This window comes from Streptosporangium sp. NPDC002607 (assembly GCF_053592655.1).
Genome location: NZ_JBSFWD010000106.1, coordinates 1 through 14,109 on the forward strand (window position 1 = coordinate 1; position 14,109 = coordinate 14,109).

The 14,109-nt window shown below is 71.6% G+C and carries 8 protein-coding genes and 2 pseudogenes; 7 read left to right on the plus strand and 3 right to left on the minus strand.

Annotated elements, in window-relative coordinates; translation table 11 throughout:
- Nucleotides 1-171 precede the first annotated feature (171 nt).
- Nucleotides 172-282 (minus strand): annotated as a pseudogene (locus tag ACWD3H_RS46385) (IS982 family transposase); the annotation flags it as partial.
- A gap of 339 nt (nucleotides 283-621) precedes the next feature.
- Here ACWD3H_RS46385 and ACWD3H_RS46390 point away from each other — a divergent pair.
- Both ACWD3H_RS46390 and ACWD3H_RS46395 read left to right on the plus strand, forming a co-directional pair.
- Entirely contained in the window at nucleotides 622-1,050 is a 429-nt protein-coding gene (locus ACWD3H_RS46390; protein ID WP_451959610.1) for a hypothetical protein, read from the plus strand.
- Between the two features lie 130 nt (nucleotides 1,051-1,180).
- A pseudogene (locus ACWD3H_RS46395) lies at nucleotides 1,181-1,422 on the plus strand (IS982 family transposase); the annotation flags it as partial.
- 20 nt (nucleotides 1,423-1,442) lie between these two features.
- On the opposite strand, the gene ACWD3H_RS46400 reads toward ACWD3H_RS46395, so the two are convergent.
- Nucleotides 1,443-4,349, minus strand: a complete 2,907-nt coding sequence (locus ACWD3H_RS46400) for a M36 family metallopeptidase (protein ID WP_451959611.1) — start codon at nucleotides 4,347-4,349, stop codon at nucleotides 1,443-1,445.
- Nucleotides 4,350-4,536: 187 nt separating this feature from the next.
- Complete coding sequence (locus ACWD3H_RS46405) at nucleotides 4,537-6,600, minus strand: beta-propeller domain-containing protein (protein ID WP_451959612.1); 2,064 nt, start codon at nucleotides 6,598-6,600, stop codon at nucleotides 4,537-4,539.
- Between the two features lie 89 nt (nucleotides 6,601-6,689).
- Here ACWD3H_RS46405 and ACWD3H_RS46410 point away from each other — a divergent pair, with 89 nt between their 5' ends.
- The 5 genes from ACWD3H_RS46410 to iscB all read left to right on the plus strand — a co-directional run.
- The gene (locus tag ACWD3H_RS46410) at nucleotides 6,690-8,255 is read left to right on the plus strand and encodes a succinic semialdehyde dehydrogenase (RefSeq protein WP_451959613.1); all 1,566 of its coding nucleotides are present in this window, start codon (nucleotides 6,690-6,692) and stop codon (nucleotides 8,253-8,255) included.
- Between the two features lie 66 nt (nucleotides 8,256-8,321).
- Nucleotides 8,322-10,013 (plus strand): GMC oxidoreductase, encoded by a 1,692-nt coding sequence (locus ACWD3H_RS46415; protein ID WP_451959614.1) that lies wholly within the window; start codon nucleotides 8,322-8,324, stop codon nucleotides 10,011-10,013.
- Nucleotides 10,014-10,083: 70 nt separating this feature from the next.
- On the plus strand, nucleotides 10,084-11,463 hold the full coding sequence (locus ACWD3H_RS46420) for a pyridoxal phosphate-dependent decarboxylase family protein (protein WP_451959615.1): 1,380 nt from the start codon (nucleotides 10,084-10,086) through the stop codon (nucleotides 11,461-11,463).
- Nucleotides 11,464-11,564: 101 nt separating this feature from the next.
- On the plus strand, nucleotides 11,565-13,127 hold the full coding sequence (locus ACWD3H_RS46425) for a DUF885 family protein (RefSeq protein WP_451959616.1): 1,563 nt from the start codon (nucleotides 11,565-11,567) through the stop codon (nucleotides 13,125-13,127).
- 327 nt (nucleotides 13,128-13,454) lie between these two features.
- A partial coding sequence (gene iscB / locus ACWD3H_RS46430) for an RNA-guided endonuclease IscB (RefSeq protein WP_451959617.1) occupies nucleotides 13,455-14,109 on the plus strand: 655 nt, incomplete at its 3' end.

The window sequence follows — 14,109 nt, forward strand, 5'->3', positions numbered from 1 at the left end:
GGGAGCCGCAGCGTGCTGCGGTGACCGACGACAACGCGGCGAGGCGCCGCCTGACCGACCGCAGTAGGCAAAAGATCCGCAGGACAGGGCCTAAGCCGGTGTGACCGTCCGGAGCGCGCCTCAAGGCCGGACGCCGGCCCGCGGACCGCGCGGTCACGCAAGCTGCCGTGTCGGGGCCAGGGCGGTCCCGGGCCGGCACGGGCGCAGATCGGGCGAAGCCCTCAGCAGGTCGTCCACACGCACGTAGAGCGCGGTTGCCAGGGTGTCCGTCTCGGCTGTCACGAACTGGGCGCGCACCCCCTCGTCCTCTCTCCGCGTCTGTGCCTCTGTGCCGCCACCTCTTGAAATCAATCGCCTGGAGGGTCGCGGGCGGACCCGTGCCGACGCGCCGGCAGACCTCCGCCCGGGTGCTCGGCCTTCACAGCCGGCCGACCCGGTTCCGGCGACGCTCACCGTGACCGTCGCGGTCACCGCCGGACCGCATCCGGCCGTGATCCATGTCACAGTCCAGCCGGATGAGAACCCGGGGCGGCCCCCTCGGCTACTCACCGAGTAGATCCCGGATGGACAAGGGATCACCAGGGCCATACGGGCCGGGAAGACTTTCGCGAAGGAGTCACCATGAACAAGGGAATGATCGCCGTGATCGTCGGGGCGAGCCTGACGGTCGGGGTTCTCGGACTGGGCGCCGGCGGCGCGTTCGCCAGCGACAAGGTCGGCACGACCGGCAAGATCGCAGCCGAGGCGGCGGCGCCGAAGCCGCCGAAGGGTGCCAGGGCGGTCGTCCAGGTCAGCCCCAACCCCACCGCCAAGCGAGGCGAGGAGCTGACGATCACCGGCCACTGCGGCGGGGGTAAGGGGCTCAAGGCCGTGGTCAGCGGCGCGTATGGCGGCGTGCCGTCGCTGGAGAACATCCGTATCATCGACGACAACCCGAAGAAGTTCGTGGCCAAGGCGACCCTTTCCCGCAAGATCGGCAACGGTGTCGGCCCCGTCTTCGTCGACTGCGGCGGCGAGGCCGGCGTGACCCTCCTGGTCACCCACGTCTGATCCGATCCTTCCCGCGCGGGTCTGTGAGTAGGGGACGAACCATGAGTTCGTTGGGCTCGTCGCGGCCTGCGTAGCCCCAGTACCTGGGCTTGTCCGCCGTCGCTCCGGCTTCTTCGGGGGTGATCCGTCGCGGCCCGCCCGCGAGGACGAACCTTCGCGGGCGGGCCGCAGTCGTTCACACCGCTGCGTCAGGTCGAGTCGGTCAATCAGACCTTGAAGGGCCGACTCGACCTGGAACGCCACAGTGGTCGTACTCCTGAGGGAGTGATCATCCGCATCCCGCAGTGTTCTCTCGCGCTGACCGCCGTTTCGTGGCACGACCACACCACCGGCCAGGCCGCACCGCGCTCACGGACCGCCTACGATCACTGATTCCCCTTGGACTCGATCACTTAGCGGGTGAAGGCCTGGAACTCGGCGGCGCGCAGCTGGTCCCTGGCGGGGCTGGCGGTGCCGCAGTCGGTGGCGGAGTTGGGGTCGGCGTCCTGCTCACCGGCGTAGAGCGGGTTGCCGGTGCACTGGGTGGAGACGGCCCGCAGGGTCAGGTGGGTCGCGGTGGTCGTCGGGATCTTGAAGGACTTGATGAGCAGGTCGGCGCCCCGGGGGCGCGGCAGGCGGGTCTGGAAGGCGTCGGCGGGGCTGGTGTAGACGACCGAGAAGGACGCGGGCGAGGAACAGTCCTTCTTGGTGGCGTTGCAGGCCAGGACCTCGAAGGCGCGCAGGGCGCTGAAGCGGTTCTGGCCACCGGGGTCGGCCGGGTCGTTGACGCTGGGCCGGAGCATGGCGCTGACCTGCACCCGGCGGACCTTCACCGGGGCGGTCCCGGCCAGGTCCACGGTGACGGCCTTACCCTTGACCGGTCCGGTGAGCGAGGCCCAGTTCGTCGCCTCGGTCTCGTCGATCAGCTTGCCGTGGTTGACGCCGTCACCCGTCGCCGTGGCGCCAAGCGCCGCAGAGGCGACGTTCTTCGGCACCGCCAGCGGCAGCGGCAGCTTCACGCCGGGCAGCACCGCGTACTTCACCCGGGTGTGCCCGAACCCGTTGCCCGCGACCACGAAGTCGTAGACTCCCGGGGTCATCTCGACGGTGTCGCCGAGCTCGGTCGCCGGGTCGGTGTCGGCCACCGGCACGACGCGGCCCTCGTAGTCGCCGACGTACAGCCGAAGCGCCGCGTCCTTGGCCTCAAGCAACGGCTTGAGCTGGAGCTTCCCGTTCTTCCCCGCCGGGTCGACGAAGCTCGGCGTCGGATCGGGGTCGTTCGGCCCGGTGCTCGCCGCACCCTGGCCGAGGCCGTGCTCGGCGAACGCCCGCCACATGATCGCCTGGTTGGCGCCGCCGAAGCGGATGGCGTCGGCCGCGAGCAGCGCGTCGCGGTGGTCGACGTAGCTGACCGCGCCGGAGGCCATCAGCAGCAGCGCGTCGAAGGAGACCTGCGCCCAGCGGCGGTTGCCCGGGCACTGGTCGAGCGGGGTCTGGCCGTCGGCGCACGCCTTCTGCCTGGCCGGGGTGCCCTCGCCGTACTTCTTCAGGAACGCCTTGCGCACGTCGTACTGGGTCGCCGACCAGATCTCGCCGTCGGCGTGCACCTGCTGGCCGACGAGGTCGTAGGCGATGTCGCTGTAGTTCAGCGGTGAGGTGGCCATGTCGTAGTTGCGGATGCCCGCCTTCTTGTCGCCGGTGACGTAGCCGCCGGTGACGGAAGGGGTGTCGCCCGCGGGGCGGAAGCCGTACTCGGCGAGATATTCCATCGCGAACAGGTCGGAGGTGCTCTCGTTCATGGCCCCGGCCTGGGCACCGCTCCACCCGGCGTTCGGGCCGGCGATCATGCGGCCGGAGATCGCGTGGGTGTACTCGTGCCCGATCACCGACATGTCGTAGTCGCCGTCCACGCAGGGGGAGTAGAACGAGCCCGCGATCGGCTGCCACAGGTACATGTTGGTGATGGGGGCGATCCCGTCGGGACCGGTGATCTGGTTGGCGTTGTCGCGCACGCTGAGCACCCGGGCGCCCGCCTGCGCGTTGCCCTGCTCGGGGTCGCCGCCGAGACCGCCGCGCCCGCCGTTGTCGTTCTGCATGTTCCAGGCGGTCTCGGTGAACCCGAGCCGGTAGGACCAGTCGTGCATGCGGTTGTGCATGACGTGCAGGTTGGTCATGGCGGCTTCGAGGTCGGCCTCGCCGGGCTCGTCCAGCGCCGCCGGGTCACACTTGGCGGTGTACCACCTGTTGGTCCACGGATAGGCGTACTGGCGGTTCGGCGTGGCCACGTTGCTCCGGGTGCCCACCGAGAACGCGTCGCCGCTGGCGCGGTTCTCCACGGTCTTGGCGGCGTTGCCGACGCTGGTGCTCGTCGAGGTGTCCGTGGCGTGGGTCAGGTCCCAGGCCTTGCCGGTGGCCGGGTCGGCCCCGACCAGGTCGCAGCCGGGGCCCGCGGCGGGGCACCAGGTCTTGCGGGTGTCGGTGGAGGAGTAGTCGCCCGGCGGGTTGGCGGGGAACGCCTTCCAGGTGGGGTCGTCGGGCGCGCTGTGGTGGTCCACCAGGTTCTCGCGGGTCAGGATCTCGCCGCTGACCGCGTCGACGTGTGTGGTGTACGCGGCCGGTTCACCCTCGCCGCCGCCGATCAGGACGACCTGGAACGCGTTGTGCGTCCCGTCGGGGGCGGGCACCGCCGTGGCGGTGGCCTTCTTGACGGTGGCCGTGGCCAGGTCGATCCCGCCGTCCCTGGCCGCGATCTCCAGCGCCTGCTGTTCGGTGAGCCTGGCGGCGGGAGGGGCCTCGGAGGAGCGGGAGAGCGTCGAGGTGACATGCAGGACCTTGCCGTCCTTCACGCCGACCGCGACCTGCCCGTCCACGCCTGCGGGCAGGTCGCCGAACCTCTGCCTGAGCAGTACGGCGTACCCGTCCCCTATCGGGTTGACGGCGATCTTCTCCAGCGCGTCCACCGCCTCGCCGGAGAGGCCGAAGAGGTTCTCGTTCGCTTTGAGATAGGCCCGCGCGGCCTGTTCGGGGTCGGTGCCGAGGCCCTCGGCGAGGGGAGCGGAGCCGGTGACGACGGCGGGGGTGCCGAGGGCGTTCCACCGGATCGTCGCGGTGCTCGCCGCCGACCTGGAGAGCGAGGCCGGGGGCGCGACGCTGCCGCGCCGGTTGTCCAGGTCGGGCTTGGCGCCCTGTTCGGCCTGGAAGTCGTGGGCCTTGGGGGGCTGGGCGCCGGGTTCGCCCTGGGCGATTCCCGGCAGCGGAAGGGCGAGCGCCGCGGTCGCGGCGGCGATGACGGTGATGCGTAACCAGGGTCTGGTCGACACCGATCCTCCTGCGGAGAGATGGCCGTCGTTGGCCATGCCACACGCGGATCACGTGTGTTGCGCAAGAGGTAACACTTATTCAAGTGTCATGACAAGATCTTGTAAAGGCTGACATGTCGGTGTAATAGGGACGTTCAGTGCGCCCCCGCCGGTGAGGCGGGGGCGCGGGGCGGGTGCTTTCGAAAGGTCAGGAGAAGGGAATCCAGGCCTGGTCGGCCAGGTCCTTCAGGTCGCTGACCTTGAGGCCGAGGTCGGAGACCGTCCACAGGCTGTCGCCGATCACGACAGAGCGGCGGATGCCCGGGTCGTAGGGGGCGAAGCGGGTGTCGTTGACCGGCTTGGGCTTGGGGTGGACGACCGTGCCGGTCCTGGTGACGGCGGAATCACCGATGTTGAGGACCAGGGCGACCCCGTTGGTCTGCTCGGTGCCCGTCCAGGAGTTCAGCGGGAGGACCGCCGTCCCGGTCTTGGCCCAGTACAGGAAGGCGTGCGGGTCCCACTCGGCCTCCGAGCCCGAGTCCTTCTGGAACATCTGCGACAGGCGGCGCGGGTCGGCCGGATCGCTGACGTCGAACAGGGAGACCTGGGTGCCGAGCGTGCGGCCCTTCTCGCTGGCCTCCTGGCCCACACCGATCAGCCGCCCGTCACCCGCCGGGTGCAGGTAGGCCGAGTAGCCGGTGATCTTCAACTCGCCGGTCTTCCTCGGCGCCGCCGGGTCGCGCAGGTCGAGCGTGTAGAGCGGGTCCACCTGCTTGAACGTCACCACGTAGCCGACGGGGCCGATGAAGCGGACCGAGTAGATCCGCTCGCCCTGCCCCAGACCGCCGACCTCGCCGGTTCTGGCCAGGGTGTCGGCCTTGAGCACGTAGACGGCGCTGGAGCTGTCCTGCCCGACGGTCGAGGTGGTGGCGACCCGCAGGTGCCCCTCGTGCTCGGACAGGGAGTACTGGTTGAGCAGCCTGCCCGGCACCTTGCCCGAGGCGACGTAGCGGGGGGCTCCGGCCACGGTGATGTCGAACCGGTGGACCTCGGTCTCCTCCGGAGGCTCCTCCGGTGTCGCCGCCGGCGTCGGCGAGACGGTGTCACTCGGCGGCGGGGTGTCACTCGGCGTGGGGGTCGGGGCCGGTTCCGGGAGCAGGGTCGGAGCGGGGTCCAGGCCCGAGGCGGCGGCCGGGGTCGCGGCGACCGTGGGAGTGGCGGCCGGGGCCTCCTCGACGATCGCCGGTTCGATCGGCCTGGGCCACCACCAGTGCGGGTTGCTGGTCACGTACAGGCTGGAGCCCGTCCCGTAGACGGTGTCGCCGTCGGCGGCCACGCTGATCGGGGCCGTCTCGGCGAGCGCCTGCGACAGGTCGAGGGTGTGCACCGTCAGCATCGACGTCCCGGTGTACTCCGCGGGGTGGCTGACCCGCTCGCAGTCGACGGTGTGGTCCGAGGTGACGCCGGTCGCCGACGTCAGTTCGTACTTCGGCAGCCACGCCTCGATCGGTGCCCTGGCGACGACCTCCATGTTCCGCCGGGTGCGCTCGTTGTCCACGATGTCGGACCCGGTGTCGGGGAAGTCGATCCGCGGCTGGCTGCGGACCACGATCCGCACCGTCGAGCCGACCATCCTGGCATCCACGTGGGAGCCGTCCGGGGTGAGCGAGCCGATCACCTTCGGCTCCCCGGACAGGTCGACGAGGACGTAGCGCGGCCCCGGGCTCGGCGCGCGCTTGGCCACCGCGCCGTACGGGATGATTCCGCCGCCGGAGAAGAGCACCAGCGCCCTGTCCCCGCTGACCAGCAGGTCGGCCGGGGCCCACGCCTGCTCGGCGTCCACCAGCTTGAGCGTGCCGGTGACCTTCCTGGTCGCGGTGTCCACCACCCTGAGCACGCCGCGGTTCACGGTGATCACCCGGTCGCCGTCGGTCTTCACCAGATCGGGCTCGTCGACCCCGGCCTCGTGCGTGTTCGTGGTGGAGTGCTCGGGCGGCGCCGCGCCGCCGACCTTGGCGGCGGCGTCCGACCGCGCCTCCGCGTACAGGATCGGGGGGCCGCCGAGGCCCCACGGGCCGACGTTCTTCGCCGTCGCCGCGCGCAGCCCGGCCAGCATGTCGTCGCAGCCGCTGTAGGAGACCAGCCTGATGTTCCCCAACGTGACCGGTGCCGCGGGTCCGGCACCGCTCTTCGTCTCCGTAGAACTGCACGCCGTGGCGAGCAGGGCCGCGGCGAGGGTGACCGCGCCGGCTGTACGAATCGATGTCCTCATGCCACTACGACGGATCGGAAGGGGGTGTGGTTCAATGCTTCGCTACCCGTGAGTAGCCACGGCCCGCCTCCCGCGATTACCCTGCGAACATGGCCGTTCCCCCTGAAATGACACGGGCCCTCGACCCCCGCATGATCGAACGTGTCGTACCGCACGTGACCTCCGCCGGCAAGACGCAGGAGATCACGGCGCCGTTCACCGGCGAGGTGCTCGCCGAGTTGCCCATTTCCACCGCCGACGACGTCCGCGCCGCGCACGCCGCGGCGCGGGAGGCGCAGCGGGCATGGGCGGCGCTGCCCGTGAGGGAGCGGGCCGAGCCCTTCCTCCGCCTGCACAACGCCATCCTCGACCGGCGCGAGGAGATCCTCGACGTGGTCCAGTGGGAGACCGGCAAGGCGCGCAGGCACGCCTTCGAGGAGGTGCTCGACGTCGCGGGCTGCTCCCTCTACTACGCGCGGCGGACCCCCGGCCTGCTGGAGACCAGATCGCGGGCCGGGATACTGCCCGTGGCCACCAGGACCGTCGAGGCGCGCCGGCCCCGGGGAACGGTGGCCCTGATCTCGCCGTGGAACTACCCGCTCTCGCTCGGTGTCACCGACGCCGTCCCCGCGCTGCTCGCGGGGAACGCGGTGGTGCACAAGCCCGACACCCAGACCGCGCTGTCCACGCTGTGGACCATCGACCTGCTGGCCTCCCTCGGCATGCCCCGCGAGATCTGGCAGGTCGTCCTCGGCGAACCCGCCGAGGTGAGCGACCCGCTGATCGACGGCGCCGACTACGTGGCGTTCACCGGCTCCACCCGGGCCGGCCGGAAGATCGCCGAGGAGGCCGCCAGGCGACTGATCGGCTGCTCGCTGGAGCTCGGCGGCAAGAACCCGATGCTGGTACTCGACGACGCCGACCTCGACACCGCGACCCAGGGCGCGCTGCGCGCCTGCTTCACCAACGCGGGGCAGCTCTGCCTGTCGATCGAGCGGCTCTACGTCCACGACTCGGTGCACGACGCCTTCGTGGAGAAGTTCGTCCGGCAGGTCAGGAACATGCGGCTCGGCGCGGGACTCGACTGGAGCGTGCAGATGGGCTCGCTCTCCTCGCTGCGGCAGCTGGAGGCGGTCGGCGCCCAGGTGGACGACGCCGTCGCGAAGGGCGCCAGGGTGCTGGCCGGCGGGAAGGCCCGCCCCGACCTCGGCCCGCTGTTCTACGAGCCCACCGTCCTGACCGGCGTCGACGAGAGCATGGAGCTCTGCCGCGCCGAGACCTTCGGCCCCGTGGTCGCGATCTACCGCTTCGGCGACGACGACGAGGCGGTCGAGAAGGCGAACGACACCTCCTACGGGCTCAACGCCTCCATCTGGACCCGCGACCTGTCACGCGGGCGCGCGCTGGCCTCCCGGATCAAGGCGGGCACCGTCAACATCAACGAGGGGTACGCCTCGGCCTACGCCTCCTACGACGCGCCCATGGGCGGGATGAAGGCCTCGGGGCTCGGCCGCCGGCACGGCGCCGAGGGGCTGCTGAGGTACACCGAGGCGCAGACCGTCTCCAGCCAGGCGTCCTGGCTGGGCTTCGAGCCGATCCTCGGCATGGCGTACGAGAAGTACGCCGACACCCTCGCGGGCGCGCTCAGGGTCATGAAGGCGCTCCATCTGAAGTGAGGCATGGATCACGCGAGGCGTCCCCGGAGGTCGTCATCGAAGACCGTCGTCTGAGAGGGAGTCGTCGTGTTCGACCATGATGTGCTGGTGATCGGCTCCGGCTTCGGCGGGAGCGTCTCCGCGCTGCGGCTGACCGAGAAGGGCTACCGGGTCGCGGTGCTGGAGGCGGGGCGCCGCTTCGACGAGGGCACGCTCCCCAAGACCTCCTGGCGGGCCCGTGACTTCCTGTGGGCGCCGGGGCTGGGCATGAAGGGCATCCAGCGCATCCACCTGCTCCGCGGCCAGAAGGGCACCGGCGTCATGGTCCTGGCGGGCGCCGGGGTCGGCGGGGGCTCCCTGGTCTACGCCAACACCCTCTACGAGCCGCCGGAGGTGTTCTTCCAGGATGCCCAGTGGTCGGGCATCACCGACTGGAAGGCCGAGCTCGCCCCCTACTACGACCAGGCCAGGCGGATGCTGGGCGTGGTGCTCAACCCGACGGTCACCAGGGCCGACGAGGTGATGCGCACCGTCGCCGAGCGGATGGGCGTGGGCGACACCTTCCACCTGGCCCCGGTCGGCGTCTTCTTCGGCCCTCCGGGCGTCGAGGTGGACGACCCCTACTTCGGGGGCGCGGGGCCGCGCCGCAGGGGCTGCACCGAGTGCGGCGAGTGCATGACGGGCTGCCGCCACGGGGCCAAGAACATGCTGGTCAAGAACTACCTCTACCTGGCGGAGGGGGCCGGGGCCACGGTCCTGCCCGAGACCACGGTCACCTCGGTCGTCCCGGCCGGCGGCGGCTACCGGGTCGAGACGCACCGGACGGGCGCGCCCTGGCGCCGCCGCGCGTTCACCGCCGAGCACGTGATCTTCGCGGCGGGGACGTACGGCACCCAGCGCCTGCTGCACCGGCTCAAGGCCGCCGGGACCCTGCCCCGGCTCTCCGACCGGCTGGGCACCCTCACCAGGACCAACTCCGAGGCCCTGCTCGGCTTCGAGCGCCCGTCGGTCAAGGGGGAGAAGCTCAACCACGGGGTGGCGATCACCTCCTCCATCCATCCCGACGCCCACACGCACATCGAGCCGGTCCGCTACGGCGACGGTTCCAACGCGATGGGCCTGCTCCGCACCCTGCTCATCGACGGCGGCGGAGCGCCGCGCTGGCTCAAGTTCCTCGGCGAGGCCCTGCGCAGGCCCCACCTGGTGCCGAGGCTGTTCGACCACCGCCGCTGGTCCGAGCGCACGATCATCGCGCTGGTCATGCAGGCCAAGGACAACTCGATCACCCTGTCCATGCGCAGGGGGCTCTTCGGCCGCAGGCTCCGCTCAGGGCGGGGCCACGGCGAGCCCAACCCCACCTGGCTGCCCGCCGGGCACGAGTTCGTCCGGCACGCGGCCGAGGAGATCGGCGGCATGCCGGGCGGCACCTGGCTCGACCTGTTCGACATCCCGGCCACCGCCCACTTCCTGGGCGGCTGCGCCATCGGCGCCGGGCCGGAGACCGGGGTGATCGACCCCTACCACCGCGTCCACGGCCATCCGGGCCTGCACGTCGTCGACGGCTCCGCGGTCTCCGCCAACCCCGGCGTCAATCCCTCCCTCACCATCACCGCCCAGGCCGAGCGCGCGATGGCCTTCTGGCCCAACCGGGGAGAGGCCGACCCCCGCCCCGCCCAGGGCTCCCCGTACGCCCGCCTGACCCCCGTCGCCCCCGCCAACCCCACCGTCCCCACCACCGCCCCCGGCGCCCTCCGCCTCCCCATCGTGGACATCACCTAAGGGCACTTGGTGAGGTGCGCGTTCGGCTCGGTTGGCGGGGTGTGGTGAATTCGAGCAGTATCCCGATGTGATGTGGAATGTTGAGGAGTTCGCGCGCGCGGCCGGGGTGACCGTCGATGAGCTGGCCGCCTACGTGGCGGAGAGCCAGGCGGGGGCGGTGCCGGTCATCCGGCGCAGGCCCCCGGGCGAGCTGGCCGAGCGGCTCGGGCTCGCCCGGTGGATCCGCGAGGGCGGGATGACGGCGGAGAGCCACGGGGAGTTCCTGCGCGGCTACCTCGCCGAGGGCACCCGGATGCACCACCCGGCCTACCTGGGACATCAGATCGCCGCGCCCGACTTCCCCGCCGCGCTCGCCGACTTCGTGCACGGCGCGACCAACAACCCGATGGCGGTCTACGAGATGGGCGCCTCGGCGGCGACCGTCGAGTTCGAGGTGCTGCGCTGGATGCTGGGCAAGGTCGGGTTCGGCGAGGCGGGCGGCGGGGTCCTCACCCACGGCGGCTCGCTGGCCAACCTCACCGCGCTGCTGGCCGCGCGGGCGGCGGTCGCCCCCGACGCGTGGACCGACGGCGTCCCCGGTGACCTCGCCCTGCTCGCCCCCGCCGCGGCGCACTACTCGCTCAGCCGCGCGGCCGCGATCCTCGGGCTGGGGGAGCGCGCGGTCATGCCGCTGGACGTGGACGGGCTCGGCAGGGTCGACGTCGCCCGCCTGCCGGATGCCCTGGCACGGGTACGTGAGGCCGGGCGGCGGCCGATGGCCCTGGTGGCGAACGCCTGCGCGACCGGGACCGGGCTCTACGACGACCTGCGCGGGATCGGCGAGTTCTGCGCGGAGAGCGGTGTCTGGTTCCACGTGGACGGCGCCCACGGCGCCTCGGCGCTGCTGGCCGCCGAGCACCGCCACCTGCTCGACGGGATCGAACTCGCCGACTCGCTGATCTGGGACGCGCACAAGATGCTGCGTACCTCCAGCCTGGCCGCCGCGGTGCTGACCCGGCGTGAGGGCGACCTGGACGCGGCCTTCCAGCAGCGGGCCAGCTACCTGTTCTACGGGGAGCAGGGCTTCGACCTCATCGGCAGGACCGTGGAGTGCAGCAAGGCCGAGCTGGGCCTGAAGATCTTCCTCAACCTGGCCTGGCGGGGCGAGCGCGGCCTGGGCGAGCACGTCGCGCGGCAGTACGCCACCGCGCACCGCTTCTGGGAGCTGGCCCGCGAGCGGCCGGGCTTCGAGTGCCCGTACGAGCCGGAGAGCAACATCGTCTGCTTCAGGTACGGCACCGCCGACCCGGCGGACGTCCGCGAGCGCCTGATGGCGGACGGCGCCTTCCAGCTGACCTCGGCGGAGATCGGCGGGGTCCGCCACCTGCGGGTGACCGTCATGGCCCCGGCCACGGACGACAAGACGCTGGAGGCACTGCTCGACCGGATCGCCGAACTGGAGAATCCCTGAATCCAGGAGGGCTGGTCCCCGGTGAACGGGTGAACCGGTGAATCCCGGTGCGGACGCCGTGCCAGGTCCCCTGGAACCCGTCCTGATATAGCGTCGCGACCATGACCGAACTCGACGGCCGCCTCCGGGCGGTGTGCGACCTCAATGTCTCCGGTGTCCGGGAAATGGCCGGGCGGCACGAGTACGACGGCCTGATCCAGGACCTGTCGCCGGCGGGGGTGCGCGCCGGGCTGGCCGCGCTCGGTCAGGGGCCGCTGCCCGAGGATCCCTATGACGCGGCGCACCTGCAGATCTTCGAGGAGGCCGCGCGGGTGCAGTTCGCCGAGCTGGAGCTGCACCGGCGCAGCCCCATGGAGCACGTGGGCAACCTGGACCTGGCCACCTACGACCGCGAGTACGCCCCCGAGGCCGAGCGGAACGCCGCCAAGCAGGCCCACCTCGCCCGCTGGCCGGAGGCGGTGGACAACGCGGTCGCCTCGCTCGACCTGCTCAGCGCCCCCGTCGCGACCGCGCTGCTCGGGGCGGTACGCGGCCTGGCCGCCGGGGTGCCCCGCGACGCGAAGGAGAGCGTGCGCGAGGCGGCGTTCAGGGCGCACGCCCGGCTGGTGGAGCACGTCGAGAAGGCCGCGCACTCCGGCGACCCGGACGCCTCGCTCGGCGCCGCCGGTCTCACCCGGCTGATGGGCGTCGGTGACGGCCTCCCGGTCGACCTGGGACGGCTGGCCGAGCGCGCCGACGCCGAGCGCGACCGGCTGATGGCCAGGCTGGCGGAGTCCTGCGCGGCGCTGGGATTCGGGGATCGGCCGCCGCTGGACGTGGCGCGCGAGCTCGTCAAGCAGCACCCCGGCCCGGAGGGCGTGATCGAGGCGGCCAGGATCGGCACCGAGAGCGCCATCGCCTTCACCAGGGAGAAGGACCTGGTGCCCTACCACGACGGGGAGTGCCTGGTCGGTATCGCGCCCGAGTCGCGCCGGTGGGCCATGGCCATGATCAGCTGTTCGGCGCCCGGCGAGCCCGACGGCCCCTCGTGGTACCACATCACCCCGCCCGACCCCTCGTGGCCGCGGGGCGACATCGAGGAGTGGCTGGAGGTCTTCAGCGAGACCACGCTCCCCGCGATCAACGTGCACGAGGTCGCCCCCGGGCACTTCTCGCACGGCCGAGCGCTCCGCCGCGCCCGCTCAGACGTGCGGCGGACGCTGATGTCGCTGGCCTTCGTCGAGGGCTGGGCGCACTACGCCGAGGAGCTCTGCGTCGAGGAGGGCTTCGCGCCGGAGGACCCGCGCTTCGAGATCGGCGTCTGGCTGGAGGCACTGATCAGGGTGACCCGGCTGGCCTGCGCGATCGGCGTGCACTCCGGTGCGATGACCGTCGAGGAGGCCGCCCGCCGTTTCGCCGCCGACACCCACATCGTCGGCTCGGCGGCCGGCTCCGAGGCGGCGCGGGCCACCTTCGACCCCACCTACGGCCGCTACACCTGGGGCAAGCTGGAGATCCTCGACCTCCGCGACCGCGCCAGAACCGCCTGGGGCCCCGACTTCGGCCTTAAACGCTTCCACACCGCGATGTTCGACCTCGGCTCCCCACCCCTGGGCCTCCTCGACCACGCCCTTCACTCTCGCCCCGGCGATCGTCACTCGAAGCCGTCAACGACCCCCTCCTGAAGGAGGGGGCTTGAGGCGCAGTGATGCGCTTCGAAGTCCCGCGTTGACCAGCCCTAGCCGTCACGAAGTGGAGGTGTGATCCAGATGGCTACGTTTCATGTAAGTGAGCAGACCCACCGGCAGGTGCTTCCTCAGCCTGCCGCTCTGGAATCCGTGGGAGCAGACACGCCCGAGGGTGGGCACGAAACGGCTCACGGACTCCCGGCGACGCCGGGCACCGGCATGGAACCTGGGCGAGGGGAGATCGGTTCGGCTACACCGCCGCACCGGCGTCACCCCGAGGACGCTTCGGCGTCCGAGGGAGCGGACCGTGAGGTTCACCCCATCGTGTTCGTCCTCGACAGGCACGGCCACCCGCTCGACCCCTGCCACCCCGCCCGCGCCCGCCGCCTGCTGGCGGCCGGGCGGGCGGTGGTTCACCGCCACACCCCGTTCGTCATCCGCCTCAAGGACCGGTCGGCTGCCGACTCCACCGTGGCGGGCGTGCAGGTCGGTATCGACCCCGGCTCCAAGCACACCGGCCTGGCCGTGTTCACCGATCATGACGGGAGCCGGGCCGGACGGTATGCGATCCAGCTCGACCACCGGGGCATGCTGATCCGCGACAGACTCGCCTCGCGGGCCGCGTACCGGCGAGGTAGGCGGTCGCGGAACCTGCGCTACCGCGCCCCCCGGTTCCTCAACCGCACCAGGCCGCAGGGGTGGCTCGCGCCGTCGCTACGCCACCGCGTCGAGACCACCGTGTCGTGGGTGGTGCGGCTGGCCCGGTGGGCGCCCGTGGCCGCCGTGCATGTGGAGAAGGTCTCCTTCGACACCCATGCCCTGTCGGCCGGGCGGCCGCTCGAAGGAGCCGAATATCAGCAGGGCACTCTCGCCGGGTACGAGGCCCGCGAATACCTGCTGGCCAAGTGGGGGCGCACCTGCGCCTACTGCGGCGCGAGCGGCCTACCGCTCAACCTCGACCACATCCACCCCCGCAGCC